Raw genomic sequence first — 22,266 nt, 5'->3', positions numbered from 1 at the left:
TAAGACCATTAATCTGTCAGCTTAAAATGATCAGGTTGATGTTTTTTTCTGGTTAACAAGCTTTATTTTTTACCTAGTTGTAATGAGGAGGTTAGTTGCACTAGTGTACAATTTGATATAAAATTAGAACGTTAGTAGTGTATTTTATGAGATTTTTAAGGTAATTATAAGTAAAAATTGAAATTACATATCAATCAATTGATATGGCATTTATTTAAGGATTGGGGAATTAAATGGCGCAACAACAAAATTATTTGACTGTACCTGCTGTACAGAAGATTATGTTAGCCATTTTGAAAGATGTTGTTACATATTTTGACACACATGACTATCATTACGTTTTAACAGGTGGTAGTGCACTCGGCGCTGTTCGTCATCAAGGGTTTATTCCTTGGGATGATGATGCTGATGTGGCCTTACCACGGCATGAATATGAGCGGTTTATTCGTGAATATAAGCCTAATCATTCACAATATAAATTGTTAACACCATTAAATACAACGAATTGGTTGTATGGTTATGCCAGAGTAAGCGATACATATACACAAGCTGACGGCAAGTGGGCAACCGTCAACAATGGCGTTTATGTCGATGTTTTTCCAATCGATGCTGTACCGCCAACAAAATTTGGGCAAAAAAAAGCTTATTATCATATGAAGTATTTAGATGTTATGCGTAATTCAACGCGAAGATTAGCTATTTCGCATCGGGAACCGGCCTGGTGGTTAAAACCGGTATTAATTAAGTATGCTAAACGACATACAACCGCTTGGTGGGCGAATAAAATGGATCGATTGGCACAAAAGACTAATCAACGGTATCAAAATAAATCTGATATTTATAGTCTGTATATTGTGCAGGGATTAAATAAAACCAAAGAGAATTTTCATTTGGCAGTTTACCAGCAACGGCAACAAGCTAAATTTGAAAATTTAAATATATACATACCAGCCGCCAGTCAACATTATTTAACGCAAATGTATGGTGATTGGCACGCTTTACCATCTAAGAGCAAGCGTAAAACGCATGCCCGCTTTTATTATAAAGGAGTAGAAGTACATGATTAGTTTATACATACTACTCATTGCAGTTGTTGTGGCTATTTTTGGCCTATTTGTGACTATTTTTTCTTGGGTAAAAAAAGTTGATCGTTCAAAAAGAATGGGACATTTTTTTCTTGTCTTTGGTATTATCGTCGCGTTAGTCGCCGGCTTTTCAATGAATAAAGAACATGCTGCTCGGCAAGCAGCAATTGATCATCAAAAACAAATTCGTGCTGATCAAATGTATGATGCAAAACTTGTCCATTTAAGTGCAAAAAAAGTTCGGATTGATGATGGACAAGCAAAAATTAAAATTCATGTATCAAAGAATACAGCGATTAAAATTACTAGCAGTCATAAGCAATTACGTGATTTGGATTATAAACCTAACAAAGTGGCAAAAGATATTTTGGTGACTTTTGTTATGCCAGGCAAGTACACAGTGACTGCAACACGTGGTGAAAATAAGGTTGTTAAACATATGACAATCCTAAAAGATCATGATAAACATGTTGCCGTTTCAAGCAGTGAAGAATCTTCAAGTGAAGAGGTTGTTGAATCGTCAGTTGCTGAACCTGTTATTCCTGATACAGAGGAAGTTAGTGAAGAATCAAGTAGCGAGGAAGAAATTGTCCCTAGTGAAGAAGAAGTACCAGACAACACAACACCTGACACAGGAGTTGAACAAGCACCAGTACCAGCAGCACCATCATATCAACCAGTTTGGACGCCATCATATGAGGAGACACCAAATACTGGGGGGAATGTCGGTGGCAACACTGATGGTTCAGACAACACAGCGGGCGCTTCAGATGGCACTGTTGACAGTGGTCCTGCATCATCAACGGATACAGAATCTGCTGAAGCGCAAGACACAGCACAATAAAGATAGGTTAGAAAAATGGCTGATAAAAAAGTAACCGTTGCAGCAAATCATGTCACCAAACGATTTGATTTAGCTGAACGACAATCTGATAAAGTAAAAGCTGTCTTTAAATTCTGGGGCAAAGGTATTCCCAATTTTTGGGCGGTCAAAGGGGTTTCTTTTGAAGCACACGCTGGAGAGACAATTGGGATTATTGGAACTAATGGTTCTGGTAAATCAACCTTACTGGAAATGGTAGCCGGTTTAACCCAACCAACCAGTGGTCAAATGACGATTAATGGGTCAACTTCAATTATTGCGATTGGGGCGGGGATGCGACCACAGTTAACAGGTCGTGCAAATATTCGTCTAAAAGCTTTGATGCAAGGTATGACGGAAAAAGAAATTGAAGCTAAGATGGATGACATCATTGAATTTTCTGAATTGGGTGATTTTATTGATCAACCTGTGAAGTCATACTCTTCTGGTATGAAATCGAAGTTGGGTTTTGCTATTTCAGTTTATTCCGATGCAGATATTGTCATTATTGATGAGGCTTTGTCAGTTGGTGATCCAACTTTTACACAAAAGTCAATGGAACGGACGAAGCGGTTTAAAGAAGAAGGTAAGACGATTTTCTTCGTATCTCACTCAGCAGCGCAGATGCGCCAAATGGCAGATCGCGTCATTTGGATGCACTATGGTGACATTCGAATGGATGGCCCAATTGATGAAGTGATGCCAGAATATGAACGCTTTTTGAAGCATTTTAATCGTTTGTCTGAAAATGAACGATTGACGTATCAAAAGCGTTATAAAGAAGCACAAAAAACGTTTACGTTAGAACATTTAAAGCAAATTGAGCGTAATCGACAAATGTTAGCGGATCCAGCTACGGATTTGCAGCGACAAAAAGAAAATCAGCATGCTTTTGTGGAAGATAATGAAAAAATGGGCTGGTTTACACGTATTGTTTTAACCATTTTTATTATCGCAACGGTTGGCTTGATGAATAAGCAATTATTAAATATGTCATGGGCAAATGTTATGGCACATCCGACTCATTTAATTACTAACTTTGCACCGTCAAAGTTAGCGGCATTGGATAAACGTCATGGCCGTAATGGTGATGATAACCAACGAACAGACATGCTCACTGCTACCCAGAATAGTTATACTGTTAAAGAGGGTGAAACATTGGCAAGTATTGCAGCAAATGCAAATATTTCTGTTGCAGCAATTATGCAAGCCAATCAGTTGACAGATGAAACCGTTACGCCAGGTCAAGTATTGACCTTGCCGGTTGAGAGGTAGTTATTGTGAAAGATATTTGGAAAATTATAAAAGAGTTGGTCAAAAGTTGGCCGGTTGTTCGTCGCATTGCGCACTATAATAACGATCAAGCCTATCGACAAAATTATTTAGGTGATTTTTGGCATTTTGCGGATCCGGCATTACAGATTGGTATTATGATTTTGATGTTTGCGGTTCGTAATGGTGAAGATAAAGGAAACCCTCATGCGACTGGGTTAGCCGGTTATATTGCTTGGATTGCTTTGGGAATGGTGACTTACTTTTTCATGCAATCAGCTATGCAAAAGTCGGCTAAAAGTATCCAGTCCCAAGTAAACATGTTATCACGCATGAAGTTTTCATTAGCAGCAATTCCATTAACTGAAATTGTGACTGAATTACGTCGTTATTTTGTGATGTTGGGGATGGCCTTTTTTGCTATTCTGTTTATGGATGTTAAGCCGTCAATTTATTGGCTACAATTCTTTTACTATTTTATTGCGATGTTTGTTTTCTTATATGCCTTGTCGTTGGTAACGTCAACAATCACGGTATTGGTACCTGATTTTTATAACGCCTATGCTGCAGTATTACGTGTTGGTATGTGGATATCAGGGGTAATTATTCCCGTTGATAGTCCCAGTTTCCCATTATTGTTATCAAACATTTTGAAACTAAACCCACTGTATTATATTATTGAAGGTTTCCGTGAAACGTTATTAGAAAATCCAATTTGGTTTTGGCAAAACGTTACCGCGAATTTGATTTTCTGGGGTATTGTGATTATTTTGTTGATTTTGGGGGCACATATTCACATGCGTTTCCGTAGTCGCTTCATGGACTTTGTGTAAAGGTGTAAAGGATATAAAAATGAAAAAGAAATTAGGCATTATTCAAGTCTTAGCAGTTCTAATTATTGGTATTATGATTGGGGCATTTGCAGAACGTGGTCACATATTTGGTTATGCTGATAATACACCAATTATTCCTAATGGTACGTATCAGACAACTAGAGTAAATAAGTGGAAGCAAATGGAAATTTCTAAATCTGAAGTGAAAGATACACGAGGTAATCATTTGATTGTTGTAGATAATCGTTTTACTAATCGTACTCGTGGTAGATTAGTATTGGCTAGTCCCAATCAAGGTAACCGTTCGTGGTCATATTATGTTGCCAAGGTAAAAGAAGGATGGCGATTGAGTCCAATTATTAATGGCGTGCCAGACCATGATTCAAATTTTATTGTTTACTTCAATTAAAAAGAAATATTTGTTCCAGGATTCTTCCTGGATACATATAAAAATTAAGAGGGATGTTCATATGGGAAATCATGTAAAAATCATAATTGATAAATTAGATGCTTCTGAAATTCAGAATATTAGGCATTATATCACCAATTTGCATCAGCTCATTGGTTCTGATTCTATACTGACGATTTTGGATCCAAGATATAAAAATGATTATAATCAACTAATTAATGAATACGAACGACTTTCAGGTGAACTCCCTAGTGTACAAATTGATAGCTTTTATGTTTCACAATATTTAAAAAGTGAGCTACGTGACAATGTCAATCAGTTTACAACAGACTATATTGGTGACGAGAAATTTACGGTTGAGAAAAAAAATGGTCAGCGTATCTTTATGCAAAATGGTGAGGTCAGAATTGCCATTATCACAAACCGAGCTGGAAAAGTGACAGCGGTTGACTTTGCGAAACCAGGTCAAAAAAGACCTCATCAACGAGTATCTGTGAATTCCTCTGGTAATATTCAAGTACTTCGTCATTTTGATGAGAAAACACATTTGCCAGCGTTAGATGAATATCTAGATACTGACTTAAACACACAAATGTTAGTTCACTTTGATGAACGGGGACTGCGTACGGATTACCAGCTAGTTGGCTGGGATGAACCGGTCGTATATAGCGAAGTTGATCTGTATGAACAATGGTTTAATCGGGTGATTAAGCCAGATGACTATGTGATTAACCTTAACCGACATTACGATGTCTTGTTTGAACATAAGCACGACGTAACAAAAGTCTTTCTGATGTAGTAATTAGGTGGTAAATGATATGGATTTAAAGAAAAAAGTAAAACGTCTGGCACATATTTCTGAAGTCGCGATGACCTATAAGTATTCTGCTTTGAAGAAGACACGGGAATACTATATTCGCCATTATGATCAGTCAATTGTTGATGAAAAGACCATTTTGTATGAAGTGCGTGATGGTCAGTCAATGACGGATTCGCCATTAGCAATTTTTCGATATTTAAGCAACCATAAAAAATACCAACATTTGCGACACGTGTGGGTTGTGACTGACGATAGTTCGGAAAATCTTGCTCGGATGGTTGCGAATATACCAACTCAAATGCAGAAAAATATTATTTGGGTCAAACGTAATACAATTGCGTATGCAAAGTGGTTATTAAAGGCCAAGTTTCTCATCACGAATTCAACCTTTCAGTCGTTCTGGCATAAGAAACCTGACCAAATTTATGTAAACACTTGGCATGGGACACCTTTGAAATACATGGGCTATGATATTCCAGGTTCGAAAACCTCTTTAAAAAATGTGCAGCGTAATTTGTTGATGGCGGATTATATAATTTCACCAAATAAGCACACATCTCATGTGTTTTTAGATCGCTATAAATTAAATGGGCTGTATCAAGGAGAAATTCTTGAAAGTGGGTACCCACGAATTGATTTAACGTATGGTCATGATCAAGCACAAACTATCTCTTACTTATTACAAAGTGGTGTACGAATAGATAGAGACAAATCAATCGTCATGTACACACCTACCTGGAAAGGAACTTCAATCACCAATCCGTCCGGTGGTATCAATCAAATATTTGAGGAAGTTAATTGTCTGAAGCAATTAAATCCAGATAAAAATATCCTTGTAAAAGTACATCCATATGCTTATCAATTAGCCAAGCGTCATGATAAATTGCATCAATATCTAGTTCCTGATGAAATGGATGCTAATTTAATTTTAGGTATCACAGATATTTTAATTACTGATTACTCAAGTATCTTCTTTGATTATTTAGTAACTGATAAGCCAATTATTTTCTATGCATGGGATCATGAATTATATAGTAGTTATCGGGGAATGTATTTTGACGATGACGAGCTACCTGGTCCAATTTTAGATGATATTGCGGCAGTTGGTCATACTTTACAAGATATTGATCAAGTTTACACACAATATCAGCAAAAATATCAGCAGTTAAAAGAGAAAATTGTCACCTATGACGATGGTCAAGTTACTGAACGTATTGTGCAAACGATTTTTGATCAACAATCAGTACCTGGCATCAAACATGTGCATGCAAGTGGTTTAGAAAAAACAAAGTTGCTGATATATCCAGGTGGCATGGGTAATAATGGTATTACCACTAGTGCGATTAATCTCAGTTGGAATCTTGATTATGATAAGTACGATGTGACTTATTTATTATGGGATAACGATAACGAAGAAATTGTTCATAATGTTGATCAACTAGATGACCGTGTACGTGTGATGTACCGCTTTGGTGTTACGGCACTGACAAGACCAGAAAATAAACTAGATCGTTATATTAGTGAACATGGTATTAAATCATGGTCTGATACCAATATTCCAAAAACTGGCTATCAACGTGAGGCAGATCGATTATTCAATAGTGCGCAATTTGACAACCTGATTGATTTTTCCGGTTATTCATTTAATGGGTCAAAATTATTTGCAGTCATGCCGAGAAAGCAATTAATTGTATATCAACATAATGATTTATACGCAGATTCACAGAAAATTATTAATGGAGAAAAAGTGCACGCGAAAAAACTTGGTGCATTATTCACGCTCTATTCGATTTTCGATAAAATCGTTTCCGTTTCGGAAATCCTGAAGCAGATTAATGGGACAAAGCTAGCAAAATATATTAGACCAGAGCAGATGGTTGCTGTACCAAATTCATTGACCATGCCTACTATCATAGATAAAAATTTGTCTGACTCACCTGTAATTGAAAATTATCAAGCGGCAGCAAGTATGCGTCAACAAGCGGTGGCAATGTTTATGTCTTTGACGGACATTATACAAGGCATCGCTGTTACCAAAGAGATATGTGCCAATGAACATGTTAGTATCCTTGGACGTGCCCGAATTAATCAGACAATATTTTACAAGCTTGCGATTAATGATTTACCAAGTGGGTGGATCGCAGCGAAGTCAATTGATATTCATGAAGTGAATGAATTATTGTACCAAGAACCAGTACATATAATTGGTTGGGTTTATAACAATAAACGTCGTTTATTCCAAACGCCATACTTGAAAGGTAATGATACAAGTGATGTGATTGGGCAGGCAAAATGGCTCAATCATACATTTATAAAAATTGTTGCGCAAGCTGAAACTGGGGATGGTCGTTATTATCAGGTGAGATTGCCAAAAAGTCGGCAAACTGCTTGGATAAAAGCATCAAGTATTTTACCGATGCAAGTTTCACCACACTTTGCCATATATCAATGGTTATGGAATTGCTTGTCAAACAAGGTTACTGAACGAGCTTATCATGTTGGAATCAAGCAATTATTTACGATTACGCATGAAGTTGTTTTGACAAATCAGCCATTAGGGTTAAGCAAACGTGGCCTAAAACAACGGCAGCTAAAATCGTTCAATAAGCTTTATGTAGCAACCGCATTTGCGCAAACGATTACGGGAAATTATTTTAGAGTAAAAATTGGCCGTAAACAGTGGTGGGTTGATGAACATGATATTAATAAGCAGATAATTAATGTACCACTATCCAATAATTATCAAGTTGATTTGAGTGACTATTTTGAGATGCCTTTGAATCAGTCATTAATATTCAATCAACAAAGTGAGCAAATTATCCGTGCACAATTTGGCATATTACCAGATGATTTGGCAATAATTGCAGGATATAGTATTGCTAAATTTATCGATAATCAACCTGTTTACCAGTTATATTCGGTAAAATTTGACGAATCAATGATGGTTTCGGTAAATGATGTCATCGTACTAGATATATCACATTTTAATGAAGTTTATGCTATCAGTCGTGAAAAAACGATAACTTATCAAAATATGCTGTTAAGTCAACAATCACAACAAATTAACATTAAAAGATCATTAGTTGAATTAGCTCGTGTCTGGAATTGGCAAGCACAATCGTTCATGATTTATGGTTACTTTGCTAATCAATATGGTTGGTTTGATGAATCAGTATTAACTAGTGATCATGTGAAGCAATTAGTGGTACAAGAAAATATGTTGCCAGATGAACATTCAGGTGTGCAATTAGAAGCAGATACTTTGCCTGTGGATGATATCCAACCGGTTGAAAAAATTAATCAGCCATGGATTACACGAAAAGTTTCAGTCCATTCAGCAGGTAAACATTATACACAACTTCAGCGCCAAAATGGACAAACAACCTTACTAACTAATACGGGTGAATTAATATTAGCCACTGACGTGCAACAAGCAACTTCAGAAACAATGTTGTATCGTAATGGTCGTCAATGGGCAACTTATAGCCATTTTGTTTTCGTGGCTGTTGGTCGCTTATCACCGGAAAAAAATCAAACTATGTTATTGGATGCTTTTGCCAAGATTTATGCAATACATCCGGAAGCTGAATTGATCATTGTTGGTGATGGAGTTAGCCGTGATGAATTAGAAAACCAAGCTGTTGCTTTAGGCATTGCCAATGTGGTGTTGTTTACTGGGCAAGTTGATAATCCGGCCGATTATGTTGCGCTAGCAGACGTATTTGTACATCCGTCACTATATGAAGGTCAACCAATGGTTTTGTTAGAGGCATTGATGCAACAGCGTTTGATTATTGCAACTAACATTGCTGCTAACATTGGTGTGTTAGGAAATCAAGAATATGGTTTGGTAACTAAAGACGTGACATCACGAGCATTTGAACAATTAATGTTGTTTGCTATGGAAAAACAAACCAATCTAGCAAAACTTAACATTGAGGTGTATCAAAATCAGGCACGCCGGGCGTTCCATGCTATACTTAAATAATAAATATCAAGAGGAGTCAGAAATTATGAAGAGAGTTATTACTTACGGAACATTTGATATGTTGCACTATGGTCACATAAATTTATTGCGTAGGGCAAAACAATTAGGTGACTATTTAATCGTTGTCTTGTCTTCGGATGAATTTAATTGGGAATCAAAGCAGAAGAAAACCTATTTCTCTTATGAGAAGCGTAAGCAATTGCTCGAAGCTATTCGTTATGTTGATTTAGTTATTCCAGAGAAGAGTTGGGATCAAAAAGTTTCCGATATGAAAGAGTATCACGTGGATACTTTAGTTATGGGGGATGATTGGTCTGGCAAGTTTGATTTTGTTGAAGAACAAACAGAAACAGAGGTGGTCTATTTACCTCGTACACCAGAAATATCAACTTCACAGATTAAAAACGATTTAAATAAGAAAAAGTTATCTACAGATGTTGATACGTCTAAAATTGATGTATCCGGAAACTAATTATTAAGACTAACCAGAGATGGGGATTATTATCTGTATGGAAGTTAAAAGCAAAGTAAAAAAAATCTTAGGACAATGTCGTCATAAAAAAACACAGAATGACTGGACCAATAAAAATGTCGTTGTTTTTGGTGACAGCATTGTTGCTGGTCAAGAATTAGTGAAGGAGGCAACTCCTTATCGTGATGTAGTATATGCCAAATTAGCTTCATACTATTTAAATGCTCATAAGCTTGAAAATTTTGCTGAAACTGGTACGGGGCAATTTAAAGGCCAACATCATCTTGATCGTCTAACTGGTTGGAAACATACTTTTGAAGGAAGCATTAAACATTATCGACAAGAAATTCAGCAAGCTGATGTAGTACTTATTGCTTATGGTAATAATGATTGGAAACAACCAAACCCGGATGGTTCATTACACACATTAGATGAGGTTAAAGTAAAACTACGTAAGAATATACAACGTATTAGATTGATTAACCGTCATATTCAATTAGTTGGTATTTTAGAAACGTTGGCCTTTCGGAAACACAAACCGGCTTGGCATCTAGAAGGACCCAATGGATTTACTTATCAGGAAATGTTATCAGCCTTTATTGAAGTTTACCAAGAGTGTGATGTGCCAATATTTGATATCCGGGATTATCATTTAGGTAATCATATGGACGAATATGTTGATGATCGTGACCACTTCACTTTGCACGTGCACAAGCAAATTGCTAAATCTTTGGCGGATTTTGTACATCATCAGTATGAATCACCAACAGATCGATTTGGACAAACTGTAAAGATAATTTTTGATGGAGAATTATTTGAAGATTCAAAAAAAAGACGCATATTGATAAAAAAAATTAGAGAGTTAGATAAATTAGGTAAACAATCTGAAATTTTATGTTTTATGATGGATGTTAATTTTTATCAAAATATAAAAAAATTTATTGAGATAAATTTATTACCGAAAAATTTAAAAATAACAAATATTTATCAATACTATGCATCTCCACTCAGATATGAAGATAATACAGAAATACTGTCACTCAGAAGTTCCACACTCTATAATGACAAGAATATAGCTTTTATTCAATTGATCAGTGACCAAGTGAAATTAAGACGCTATTCTGATTGTGAATGGTCTAATCAAATGACAAAAAAACAGTTTAATCAAAATTGGTTAAAACACTATCTTTCAATGAAGGATGTCATATTTATTTTAAAGGAAGATAAATATGAGAGAATTCAAAATTTAGATTTATATTAATTAAAGTATTTGAAATGGAGAATAATTATGAAATTTGTAGACAATAATAATGCTGAAGTAAAATTGAAACCAGCAGGTAATTTACCAGGTTATGAAATTTCAATCTCTGAAGATGTGATTATTGAGTCACCACTAAGTAACCCTTTTTTTCAAGGTCTTAAGGGAATTAATATACTTCAAATCCCTAAAAAAATAAAAGGATTTCGCAATAATTCTGATTTGCAACAGCTACTTGATCCTATAAAAATTAATACTGGTATAAAATCCATATTACAAGAGGGAGAATTTGTTCTATTCCAACCTAATAATGAAGCTTTAACGATATGTAAACTACAGGGATCTACACAGCTTTTTAAAACTGGCGAAGACATAAGCCCGCTATTGGTTAATTATGGGTTGCATGATGCTAAATTAAAGAAAGATATGGTAATAGGGACTGTTATTGTTTTGCATGCAATAATTTAATATATTTGTGGGAGAGATAGAAAGATGCATTCTGACAAAAAAAATGTTTTTTTTATAACAAGCACACTGCCAATGATACATGGTGGTAGAACTAAATCCTTATTACAAAGAGCTCGGTTATTAAATGAAAACGGAGTTGATATTACAATCATTTCTACTAATTATAACCCTGAGTATGATGAGGTGTACACATCTTTTAGAACACAGAAAAGGGTAATGGAAAATACCCGCTTTGGCAATATTTACGACTATTATAAAGAAAGATACAATACAGAAAAAAGTAAATTAAATTGGAAGGAGTTGCTTTTTAGGCAAGTTGGGGATTTATCAAAATATGTAAAAGTTAAGAGATCATCTAGAAATGACCGGACTTATTTCTATGAAAATGGTATTCCGAAGTTTGTTATTAAAGGGTTAAATTCTGGAAAAGTTGAATTTTTTGCATTATTTCAGGACTGGAATTTTGAGCCATTTAAATTTTTTAATATTAATAAAAAGGGATTTGTTCATAGGATAGACACATATGATGTAAAAGGTTTTAAGTGCCTACAAGAATTTGTTATGGATGATGGTAATATATACTTAACAAAAAATATTAATAAAAAGGGGAATATTATAAAAATCAGCTTAGGATTTGCTGAAAACATTATTGAATTTTCGGATGAAAAGGAACTTTTTACACACTTCTTTAATGATATTTTTTCTGAGAATGATGTCATTATTAATGATGCAAGATTGCTAGATAAATCATTACTTGATAGTCGAGTTGGTAAAAGAATTTTTCAATTGCATAATTCTCACCTAGTCAATCCTTTAGACACAACATCCGGTGTAAAGAATTCGTTCAAAACTATTTTAAGTTCAAATTTTCCAGAGAGCGATATTATTGTTACCCTTACTGATAAACAAAAATTAGATATTGTTACAAAAATCCCAAATCTTAAAAACAACATTACTGTTATCCCACATTCTACAAAAGTAAGCACAATTCAGTATAAAAAAGAAAAAAATCATTTTGGAGTTATTTGTCGATTACATCCGCAAAAAAATTTGAAGGATGCAATAAAAGCATTCTATCTATTTGATCAGGAAATCTCTGGTTATTACCTAGATGTATTCGGTGAAGGGGAAAGTCGTGAGGAATTACAATCTTTAGTTACGCACCTTAGACTAGAAGACAAAGTGATTTTTCATGGTAATGTGCAAAATGTAAATCAAGCTTATCAAAGAATATTTGCACTTTTGATAACTTCTAACTTTGAAGGATTCGGGTTAAATGCATTAGAATCCATTGCAAATGGTACACCTGTAATCACATATGATGTGAATTATGGTCCAACAGATATTATAGATGAGAATAGTGGTTGGGTGGCAGATTACAGAAGTCCAGAGTCATTAAAAGAAAAAATGTTAATTGCAATAAATAATCCTAAAGATACTAAAGAAGTTCAGAAACGTGCTGAATATTTTTCAGAAGACAATTTTGTTTCAAAATGGTTAGGGGTTATAGGATATGATTAATGGTAAATTTAAAAATTTAGATGATCTTAATTCTAACATTTGGGAAAATTTGACAGAAAGCAAAAATAATTATGAGAATTTCTTAGACTCATTATTTCCTAATTGGCGACGATTTGAAAAAAAAGAGATAGAGGACAATATAAAATACTTTGAAGACGGTAAATTAAAATTTAGTTTTAGAATTGATTTAAAATCTCAAAATTATAAGCATATTGATATCTTTCTAAAAAGTGATGTTAGACCTTATCAACGAATATTTTTGAAGAAAGATATGATAACTAAATATAGATATTATGAGTTTAATACTTGGATTAGAAATTATGATGTAATTATTGGTAATGAGGTAACACCTGTTTACACAATTGAGTACTTTAACGATAGAGAAAGATTTATAGATTTATATTATCAACCAGGATCTTTGTTTTACGAAAAATCCGAATTTTTAAGTTATATGTTTCAAAAAATGGAGAGCTAAGCAATAATGAAAATAAATCAATTTAATTATACCCCAAATGGTAATTTTGATTTTGTTGATAGTGATGGAAAAGATGTTACAGGTGAAGTTACATTACATTTTATCACAGGAGAAAAATTAAATAACTTTCATCATAAATTCATTAAAATTCCAAAGGAACTGTGGGGATTCAGAGAAGTATATCTAACAGATAGCAATGGAGAGAGGGTACTATTTGATGAGCAGCTAATGCAGATATATTTTACTAATAATACTAAAGAAAAGATTGAATATGTATTATTTAAAAAAAATATAATGTGTTTTGGCATTTTTGAAAATAATAGGGTAAAGGAAAAGTTACAAACATTAGATAAAAAATTGTCATTTGAGAAAGAATTTTTGTGTGTAAAGCTGTCAAATGAATTAGAAATGCCATATTTTTTTGAAATTCGTACAAAAACGAAAAAAAATGTAGTTGATTTTCAAAAAAAAGATAATTATACATACTTACTTGATTTAACTTCAATTGATGTAGATGAAATTGAAAGTATTTTTCTAAATGACTATAAGTTTCAAAAACAGAATTATTATTGTATATATTCAAATGAAGAAATAAATGACTATATTGAATATGAAAGTCCTTGTTTAAATACGAATGGACAAATAGAAACTTTTCTGAATGAGCCAATTATAGGACAGATAGGTAATAATCATTTCTCGATAGATCAAGATTTTTTGTTAAATGATTCATTTATAGAAAAATATAGGAGTCAAAAAGATCAGTCATTTGACATTTTTTCATTCATAAATAATAAAATAGTTCAATTAAATTATAACTTAACTTTAAGTATAGAAAAATATCCAAGTTGTTATATATTTAAGGATACTTTAATAATACGAGGATTCAGAAGATTTACTGGTGATGTCACAAAGATTGTTAGTACAGCAAAAGGTCTACCAGTAAATTTAAAAGATGTATCTGATAAATGTTTAAAGTTTATCTTTCCACGTAATATTTCAACAGTACAGATTATTAAATCTACAAATAAGTTGAGAGGTCCATTTTCTGAAATTGAGAGTAATGTAAGTGACAATATTGTTAATATAAGTTTTGATGATATTTTTGATGATCTCGGCAGAGTAAATGGGACAAAATATATGCATTTATTTGCCAATATAAGTTTTGAGGGTGAAAAAATATCCAAATTTTATAGGTTAACTCTTTCAAATGATAGTGAGATTAATAATCAGGTACTGTTTGATAGTAAGATGTCACTAGAAGGGGGAATCGGAAAGTATCATCAGTACATACAAGTTTTTAAGAATGAACACTCAGAGCTCCTTTTTTTGAAAGGCCCTCTACATAATTTGGTTAAAGCAACGTTTGGTTTTTCTGCGCAAGCATTAGACATTGTACGACAGAAAGATACGTATAAAATTACTTTTCAAATAAAAACTTCAATATCTAATGATTATGAAGTTCAATTTGTTAGACTAATTAATCGAAATGTTCTTTCACCTAAAGAGAATGATTTTATTATTAAAACAGTTTCAAAAGAAAATGGTTTATTAATTTTTGAGTCAGTAATAGATCTAAAACATGAATACGTGCCGTTTTATTGGGATGTTTTTATAGTTGTGGGAAATGATAAACTTTCACTTCCTGTTCAGTTAGATAAATTATCTAAAAATATTAAAAATCTAATAGATGTAGATGTTTTTGAAAAAGAGATAAGAACTCTACAAAATACAATTCTATATCCATATGTAACTGCAGGAGGTTCCTTAGCTTTTACGTTTAGAAATGTAGAGTCATATGAAAATACTGCTAATTTTCAAAAAGAAATAAAGGCTAATAAAATCTACAATATGTTTAAAAAACATTTTGATAGAAAAAATATTTGGATAGTTTTTGAAAAAAATAGTTTTGGTGCACATGATAATGCATTTCACTTTTTTAAGTATATGTATGAGAATGAGAAACATACCAATACGTATTATGTTATAAGAAAAGATTCACCAGAATACAAAAATTTATCTAATATGCAAGATAAAGTACTTGATTATATGAGTCTTAAATATTTTATATATATGTTTGCTGCTCGTGTATTCATCTCGTCCGATACAAAATTTCATGCATATAATTTGCAACGTAGAGATTCGTTACTAGCTAAATCTATGATGACCAAAAAAAATGTATTTTTACAACACGGCATGAATGGTATTAAAAAGGTACCAGTATTTCATAAAAAACGAGGTCTATTAGATTTGATAATAGCCCCAAGCGATTTTGAACGAGAGAATATTAATATTAAAAAATGGGGTTATGATGATAGTGAAGTTGTTTCTACAGGCTACGCGAGGTGGGATTCATATACCGATAAAACTTCAGAATTACCATATCATCAAATATTTATGATGCCAACATGGCGAAAGTCAATGGAAGGAATGACTAAAGAGCAGTTTATTAACACAGAATTTTATCGAGAATATCAATCTTTCTTAAAATCTCCTGAGTTAAAGAAAGTATTGACAGAAAACAATACCAGACTAGCATTCTTTTTGCATCCTTATTTTAAAAATTATGTGGAACTATTTGATATTGATGAAAGTTTTACTGATAAATACGGATATTTAGACGTTGATATGGGTGAAGAAATTATGAAAAGTTCTATGATGGTTTCTGATTATTCGAGTGTTGTTTGGGACATGCTCTACTTAGAGAAACCAGTAATCTTCTATCAATTTGATCAAGAAGATTATCTGAAGAGTGAGGGGGCTTATTTGAATTATGAAAAAGACCTTTTTGGGGATGTAGTTTTTAATTCAAAACAAGTTGTAGATACTATTATCAAATATGTAGAATCTGGATTTGTTGAAGAGACACAGTACGCACAACTACGGACAAAATATATGAATTTTCACGATCATCATAACTCAGAACGAATTTATAGGGCAATTTTGAGTAAGAAAAAATTATTAGGAATAGAAAATAGATGGACTTTGAGTCGAAGAATTGCTCGAAAATTATGGAAGATAAAGAAAAAATTATTTCATTATGGAAGTGCATCAAAGTAGGGAGAAAATGAAACATGAAAGTGAATAATATAGAATTTATAAATAACTTAATTCGGCTTGATATTCCTAGGGATGACAATGAACAATTTGCGTTAGTTAATAAATCAAATGATATATTTTTATTAAATCAAGTAAAAGGAAACAAGTTTGGTACATTTTTAAAGTTGGAATTGGTACCGGATTATGGAATGTATGCATTAGCAAAAATTAATAATAATAAAGAAATTGACTACATTGAAAAAGTAGATGAACCACATCTTATTTTTGATGATGAAAGTTCCAAAAAGTGGCAGAAATCTACAGACAAAAAATATTTTATCCAAAATAGACGCCCATCACAAAGTAACAAAAATTTAGAGATTGTAGTTCTGGATCAAAATATATTAGAAGACAAAGTAATATTAGATGTAAAAATTCCTAAAAAAGTAAAATTAGTTAATCCTGAAGTTATCGTTGAGTTGCAAGATGATATGAGTATCAAAAAAGATATTTCATTTAGTGTAAGTGGACAACATATTTTAATTGATTTTAGTCACTTTAATTTGCAATTAGGAGAAAAATGGTTTGTTTTCTTAGTGTCAAATGGTCAAAAATTTAGACTATACTCTCCTAAAGCAAGTATCAGTAAGAAATTGTTTGATAAAAGTTTCTTGATTAAAAAAGATGATAATAGACATCTTTGGGCATATTTTAGTGTAAATAACCGATTAGCAATTAAAACAATTAATGATTCGGAAAGTGAATTCATTATTAACTCTCAATATTATGATGCAAAATTTCAAGAAAAAAATGTTTATTTTAATCTACCTCATGATGTAACTAAATGTAATTTGATTCTTAGAAGTAGGTTACATACTGTTACTTCTGAACCAATTAGAGTAGTAGACGGAGTAGCGGCTGTTCCTTGTGATTTATTCCATGATATATTAGCAAATCATTATTTTAGTGAGCATGAGTTTGAAGTATTCGTCAAACATGATAAATCAAGTCATGCTTTTCCAATTATATCAAGTAAGACAGTTGATAATAAGTTATTTAAAGTTAATGATGGAAAGGTTGTATACAATTTTACTCCCAAAATTACGGTTATTATTCCAGTATATAATGTTGGGCACTATTTACCACAAGCGGTAAATAGTGTGATACACCAGACATTTGGGTTTGAAAATATTGAACTTATCATTGTCAATGATGCGTCTAATGATGATACTTCTAATATTATGAATAAACTTCAAGAGATGTATCCATCTATTATTTTGATAGATAATAAAGTTAATAGAGGAGTCTCAGCTGTACGAAATGATGCATTAAAGATTTGTACGGGTGAGTATGTAACTTTCTTAGATGGTGATGACTATTACACAAAAGATTATTTAGAAAACTTGTTGAACGGTTTGCAAGAAAAGAACGTAAATTTTGCAAGAGCCCAGCACTTGTTTTTTGGCAAGCGCGAAGGAAATCATATTACAAATAAATATTTTGATCAAAAAACAACCAAAGTCATTAATTTAGATTCTTTCCATATGGAAAATGCCTTCATTAATACCGTCATGTTTAAAAAATCATTAATTGGTGATACATTGTTCTCTATAGATCAAAAGACAAGTGAGGATGTTAAGTTTTTATGGGAAATCTTAAATAATAATCATGATTATCGTATGGCACTGGTACACAATGCCTATTATATGTATCGAAAACGCGAAGAAGGTGGATCCGCTATTGATACACGAGATGAGGATATTTCATCTTTCGGTGATAGATTTATTAATGTTTATGAATATTTATTCAGGGATGCTGAAGAAAAAAATAATGGGAAAATTCCTGCTGGATTACAGACAACGGCATTATATGACATTGGCTGGACTCTTAGGGTACAAAACTTCCCTGGCGATAATAATGAGCTTGTTAAATTTAGAATGTCAATTAAAAGGCTAATTAATAAGATTGATTTAGAAACATTTATAAAAATGGAAACATTTGATAAATGGCGTCTAGATACCATGTTAAATTTTAGAGACAATATAAAAAATGAACTAGTAAGTTATAAAGAAAAAATAAATTTTATTATGAATTGAATAATAAATTTATTACTGGGTCAAATAAACAGACTTTTAAGTTAAATCAATTTAGCTACAAAAATGGAATATTGACCATTAATGCTCTTTTGGATGGACTGAAAACTTTTAGTTATGAAAGAATTCAATTAAAAATTGGGCAACATTATTTTGATGCAACAGAATTTAAAGATTTTTATGAGTATAAACAGAGAAAGTATTGGAATAACACAATTGCTTTAAATAAACCAATGTTTGTGAAGTTTGAAATACCGATGAACAATGAGCTTATTGATCAACCAATTAAAGTTCTTCTTAATGACGCAAATGTATGGATTAATACAACAAATAATTCTAAATTAAGTCGAAAATTGAGTTTTAATTTTGTTTCTTTTGGAGAATTTAGTATTGTTTTTGATAATGGGAACTATTATTTTTCAGACAAGTCTTATGAAGAATTGAACTATCTTGAGAGCAAGTCTCTGGACAGTAAAATGAAAATTCAGCGAGAAGAGGCCATAGCTCTACGTAAGTTTATGGATAAACCGATTTGGTTGGTTTCAGATAGATTTGATAAAGCTAATGATAACGGGGAAGCAATGTTTCGCTACCTTATTAACAACGGTCCAAAAAACAAAAATTATTACTTTGTAATAAGTAAAGAATCAAGTGATTTTTCAAGATTACAGCAGGAATTTGGTGATGTAATAATTGATGTATATAGTGATCAGTATGAAATATATAAGGCTGTCGCTGAAGTGGAGCTACTGGCATACTTATTTAACCCGACGCTAAGGTTACCAGCCGTACATTTAAGAAACATTACTAATACGAAGTATGTATTTTTACAACATGGAGTACTTGAAAAAATCACACCAAAGTTTTTTACCCGCTTTGATTATGACTTAGATTTATTTGTTACCTCTTTAAAGCAGGAACAAGAAACAGTCATTGATTCAAATAATGGGTATATGTTGTCTCCAGAACAAGTTGTTGACACGATGTTACCTCGATTCGATGAGAGATATTCAAATGACAAAAAGAATATTCTTATATTTTTAACATGGAGAAAGTATCTAGTCCCAAATGCAAATAAAAATGGGACACGTGATTATAATGAGTTTTTTAAAGATAGTGATTACTATAAGGCAATTATAAATCTATTAAATAGTAAAAAGGTAGCTGATTTAACAAAGAGATATGGCTATAAAGTTAAAGTATATCTCCATCCGGAATTAAGATGGCAATTACCAGACTTTATAAATCAAAAGTTTGAAAATGCAGTTGAAATTCTTCCGGCTGATTCTAATTTTAATAAAATGATTGCTGAATCAAGTATGGTTATTACTGATTTTTCTTCAATACATTTTGATTTTGCGTATTTAAAGAAACCAGTAGTATATTATCAATTTGACAAAGAAGAATTTTTAAATAAACACACTGCGGATGCAATTTGGTTTAATTATGAAGAAATGGGATTTGGCCCAGTGGTGCATGATCAACAAAGTCTTGAAAAAGAAATTGCTACATACATTCAGATAGGTATGAGTAATCCTAAAAAATATGTAGATAGAATTGAAAATACATTTCCACATTTTGATAAACAAAACTCTAAAAGAGTTTATGAGGCAGTAATTAATATGTTGGGAGATTGATAAATGAAATATTATGATTATCACATTAAATATCATAAAAATAATAATTTAATCATTTCAGAAGATCCTATAGAGTATAATCCTATTGATGGCATAAAATTTAACGGGTCTAATAATGTATTATTTTTGAAATCGGGTGTTATTTTACATTCTGACACACAAATAATATTTGAAGGAAATAGGTCTTTGGTTTTTTTAGGTGATAGCGTAATTAAGGTACACTCATATTATTTCAACCTTAGTGTATTTAATGATTCAGTAGTTTTTTTTGGTGGAAATACCTACTTTAACCCTAATGGGGAAGCTACTCATTTTAAAGTAGCGGAAATGGCTAACTTATTTGTAGGTAGGGATTCATTGTTTTCAACAGAAATTAATGTTGAAACAACCGACAGTCATCTACTTTTTGATATGATTGACGGGAACCTTTTACGAAATAATTATGCTAAAGATATTGTACTAGAAAATCACGTTTGGATTGGTCGCAGGGTAAGTTTAAATAAAGGTTCTTATATTAAGTCAGGCACTGTTGTTGGGAATAATGCCGTTGTAACGAAAAAATTTACAGAAAAGAATATTGTAGTCGTTGGAGTACCAGCTAAAGAGATAAAACAAAATGTTTTTTGGAGAGGAAATTCAACTCAAAAGTATGATATTAACTCTCTAAATGAATGGTCTAGTTATGAATTGAAAAGTAGTGAAAATTATCATTGCGATTTTAATATGTATATAGATAAATTAACTAATGAAAATGATTTACAAAAAAGATTTTCAAAAAATTTGTTTATATTAGAAAGCCTATTAATAAATGGGACATTAGATGTTGAAGAAAAAGACATCGATAATTTTACGAAATTATTTGACTTTTTTTCAGATAAGTATAGTGCAGAAGAGCTTTCTTATGCTACGGATTCTGAAAGTAACATTCATGAACTGGCTATTAGAAAAAATGATAAGGCCGCAAAATTTATGTATAAAAATTTTTTGGCTAGAGATTTTATTTTTTATCAACATAAGAATGGTATTTCGAATTTTATTAAGAGAAGTTTGTACACACCCATAGAACTACAACAAGATAGTAGTAATGGATTACGGAAATATGGTGATACCTTTTTTTATTTTGAATATTTAGGTAATCGAAAAACCGATAAAGATGAAAAAAGATTGCTAGTTATTTTTAGTGGAATGCCCGCTGATGATTTTGCTAATGATGAATCATTGATTACAAGAGGTGGGTTTCCATTGTTTAAAAATATAAAAAGATCATTGGTTAAAGATACGTATATACTAAGATTTGTAGACGCAAATCTTGCTAGTGGTAGCTTTTATTTAAATACACCAAACTATCCTGATTTTGAAGAAAACATACAGAAAATAATTAAAATTTTTGCGAATTCATATAACATTCCATCAAAAAATATTGTTATGTTTGGAGCATCTAAGGGAGGATTTGCATCTCTCTATCATGGTTTATTAGGAGGATATGCTAGTGTTAATAGCGATCCAATTATAAATGACAATATCTATAATAATAATGGCCGAGATATGCATTTTCAAGAATCATTTAGACAAATGGATTTAATCCCAAGAATCAACGATTTATTAGCACAGTCAGATCCAAGTCTAAAAAAATTCATTATAGGAAATAGTTATGTTAAGTATACTTTTAAACAGTATTCTATGTTGAATATGGTTAATAATGGAGTTGTATTTTATAATACAAATGATTCGGTCGACAATGAGAATCCTGTAGTTTTACGGTCAGCTATTCCACAGGTTTTGGCGATGATTAACTTTTTATTAGATGATAAGTTATCTTTTAATTAGAATTTAGAAACAGATTGCCGAAATATGCTCCTATCCTAGTATTTGGTACATAAATTTCTGAACAGTTGTGCCATAATTAATAAAACAAGATAGGAGCATTCCAATGAAACGATATCAAGATGATTTTAAAGCCAGCATTGTGAAGATGCATCGTGAAGAGAAAAGATCTATTCGCTCGCTTTCCGAGGAATACGGTGTTTCTCCAGCCGC

At 32.2% G+C, this 22,266-nt stretch carries 17 protein-coding genes; all 17 read left to right on the top strand.

The window, feature by feature from the left end; all coding sequences use genetic code 11:
• Nucleotides 1-233: 233 nt before the first annotated feature.
• The gene (locus tag FFM55_RS08170) at nucleotides 234-1,067 is read left to right on the top strand and encodes a LicD family protein (protein WP_137600877.1); all 834 of its coding nucleotides are present in this window, start codon (nucleotides 234-236) and stop codon (nucleotides 1,065-1,067) included.
• A complete protein-coding gene (locus tag FFM55_RS08165) occupies nucleotides 1,060-1,929 on the top strand; it encodes a hypothetical protein (protein WP_137600876.1) in 870 nt (289 codons plus the stop codon). The genes FFM55_RS08170 and FFM55_RS08165 overlap by 8 nt, the downstream gene beginning before the upstream one ends.
• Nucleotides 1,930-1,944: 15 nt before the next feature.
• A complete protein-coding gene (locus FFM55_RS08160) occupies nucleotides 1,945-3,222 on the top strand; it encodes an ATP-binding cassette domain-containing protein (protein ID WP_137600875.1) in 1,278 nt (425 codons plus the stop codon).
• Nucleotides 3,223-3,227: 5 nt separating this feature from the next.
• Nucleotides 3,228-4,052, top strand: coding sequence for an ABC transporter permease (locus FFM55_RS08155; protein ID WP_170999681.1), 825 nt, complete (start codon nucleotides 3,228-3,230; stop codon nucleotides 4,050-4,052).
• A gap of 19 nt (nucleotides 4,053-4,071) precedes the next feature.
• The gene (locus tag FFM55_RS08150; protein ID WP_137600873.1) at nucleotides 4,072-4,461 is read left to right on the top strand and encodes a hypothetical protein; all 390 of its coding nucleotides are present in this window, start codon (nucleotides 4,072-4,074) and stop codon (nucleotides 4,459-4,461) included.
• Nucleotides 4,462-4,522: 61 nt separating this feature from the next.
• On the top strand, nucleotides 4,523-5,260 hold the full coding sequence (locus tag FFM55_RS08145) for a hypothetical protein (protein WP_137600872.1): 738 nt from the start codon (nucleotides 4,523-4,525) through the stop codon (nucleotides 5,258-5,260).
• 19 nt (nucleotides 5,261-5,279) lie between these two features.
• Nucleotides 5,280-9,269: a glycosyltransferase gene (locus FFM55_RS08140; protein ID WP_137600871.1), complete on the top strand. Its 3,990-nt coding sequence runs from the start codon at nucleotides 5,280-5,282 to the stop codon at nucleotides 9,267-9,269.
• A gap of 25 nt (nucleotides 9,270-9,294) precedes the next feature.
• Complete coding sequence (tagD, locus tag FFM55_RS08135; protein ID WP_137600870.1) at nucleotides 9,295-9,741, top strand: glycerol-3-phosphate cytidylyltransferase; 447 nt, start codon at nucleotides 9,295-9,297, stop codon at nucleotides 9,739-9,741.
• A gap of 37 nt (nucleotides 9,742-9,778) precedes the next feature.
• Complete coding sequence (locus FFM55_RS08130) at nucleotides 9,779-11,002, top strand: SGNH/GDSL hydrolase family protein (RefSeq protein WP_170999680.1); 1,224 nt, start codon at nucleotides 9,779-9,781, stop codon at nucleotides 11,000-11,002.
• Between the two features lie 27 nt (nucleotides 11,003-11,029).
• On the top strand, nucleotides 11,030-11,467 hold the full coding sequence (locus FFM55_RS08125) for a hypothetical protein (RefSeq protein ID WP_137600868.1): 438 nt from the start codon (nucleotides 11,030-11,032) through the stop codon (nucleotides 11,465-11,467).
• 24 nt (nucleotides 11,468-11,491) lie between these two features.
• The gene (locus FFM55_RS08120) at nucleotides 11,492-12,988 is read left to right on the top strand and encodes a glycosyltransferase (RefSeq protein ID WP_137600867.1); all 1,497 of its coding nucleotides are present in this window, start codon (nucleotides 11,492-11,494) and stop codon (nucleotides 12,986-12,988) included.
• Entirely contained in the window at nucleotides 12,981-13,463 is a 483-nt protein-coding gene (locus FFM55_RS08115; protein ID WP_137600866.1) for a hypothetical protein, read from the top strand. Before FFM55_RS08120 ends, FFM55_RS08115 begins: the two co-directional genes overlap by 8 nt.
• A 6-nt stretch (nucleotides 13,464-13,469) precedes the next feature.
• Nucleotides 13,470-16,520: a CDP-glycerol glycerophosphotransferase family protein gene (locus tag FFM55_RS08110; RefSeq protein WP_137600865.1), complete on the top strand. Its 3,051-nt coding sequence runs from the start codon at nucleotides 13,470-13,472 to the stop codon at nucleotides 16,518-16,520.
• A 14-nt stretch (nucleotides 16,521-16,534) separates the two neighbouring features.
• Nucleotides 16,535-18,595, top strand: a complete 2,061-nt coding sequence (locus FFM55_RS08105) for a glycosyltransferase family 2 protein (RefSeq protein ID WP_137600864.1) — start codon at nucleotides 16,535-16,537, stop codon at nucleotides 18,593-18,595.
• Nucleotides 18,596-18,666: 71 nt separating this feature from the next.
• Entirely contained in the window at nucleotides 18,667-20,229 is a 1,563-nt protein-coding gene (locus FFM55_RS08100; protein ID WP_137600863.1) for a CDP-glycerol glycerophosphotransferase family protein, read from the top strand.
• Nucleotides 20,230-20,232: 3 nt separating this feature from the next.
• Nucleotides 20,233-22,056, top strand: a complete 1,824-nt coding sequence (locus tag FFM55_RS08095; protein ID WP_137600862.1) for an XcbB/CpsF family capsular polysaccharide biosynthesis protein — start codon at nucleotides 20,233-20,235, stop codon at nucleotides 22,054-22,056.
• Between the two features lie 103 nt (nucleotides 22,057-22,159).
• Nucleotides 22,160-22,266 (top strand): transposase (locus FFM55_RS08090; protein WP_168388718.1); only part of this gene is annotated, 107 nt, incomplete at its 3' end.

Source organism: Weissella sagaensis (genome assembly GCF_005405285.1).
GTDB lineage: Bacteria > Bacillota > Bacilli > Lactobacillales > Lactobacillaceae > Weissella > Weissella sagaensis.
Note: the sequence above shows the minus strand (reverse complement) of the source record. Positions and strands in the feature narration are given on the sequence as shown.

Bases quoted from the DNA above. Each gene is read 5' to 3' on its own strand.
- FFM55_RS08115 (WP_137600866.1), top strand. From the start codon at position 12,981: ATGATTAATGGTAAATTTAAAAATTTAGATGATCTTAATTCTAACATT.
- FFM55_RS08120 (WP_137600867.1), top strand. From the start codon at position 11,492: ATGCATTCTGACAAAAAAAATGTTTTTTTTATAACAAGCACACTGCCA.
- tagD (WP_137600870.1), top strand. From the start codon at position 9,295: ATGAAGAGAGTTATTACTTACGGAACATTTGATATGTTGCACTATGGT.
- FFM55_RS08150 (WP_137600873.1), top strand. From the start codon at position 4,072: ATGAAAAAGAAATTAGGCATTATTCAAGTCTTAGCAGTTCTAATTATT.
- FFM55_RS08165 (WP_137600876.1), top strand. From the start codon at position 1,060: ATGATTAGTTTATACATACTACTCATTGCAGTTGTTGTGGCTATTTTT.
- FFM55_RS08110 (WP_137600865.1), top strand. From the start codon at position 13,470: ATGAAAATAAATCAATTTAATTATACCCCAAATGGTAATTTTGATTTT.
- FFM55_RS08140 (WP_137600871.1), top strand. From the start codon at position 5,280: ATGGATTTAAAGAAAAAAGTAAAACGTCTGGCACATATTTCTGAAGTC.
- FFM55_RS08105 (WP_137600864.1), top strand. From the start codon at position 16,535: ATGAAAGTGAATAATATAGAATTTATAAATAACTTAATTCGGCTTGAT.
- FFM55_RS08170 (WP_137600877.1), top strand. From the start codon at position 234: ATGGCGCAACAACAAAATTATTTGACTGTACCTGCTGTACAGAAGATT.
- FFM55_RS08145 (WP_137600872.1), top strand. From the start codon at position 4,523: ATGGGAAATCATGTAAAAATCATAATTGATAAATTAGATGCTTCTGAA.
- FFM55_RS08125 (WP_137600868.1), top strand. From the start codon at position 11,030: ATGAAATTTGTAGACAATAATAATGCTGAAGTAAAATTGAAACCAGCA.
- FFM55_RS08095 (WP_137600862.1), top strand. From the start codon at position 20,233: ATGAAATATTATGATTATCACATTAAATATCATAAAAATAATAATTTA.
- FFM55_RS08130 (WP_170999680.1), top strand. From the start codon at position 9,779: ATGGAAGTTAAAAGCAAAGTAAAAAAAATCTTAGGACAATGTCGTCAT.
- FFM55_RS08160 (WP_137600875.1), top strand. From the start codon at position 1,945: ATGGCTGATAAAAAAGTAACCGTTGCAGCAAATCATGTCACCAAACGA.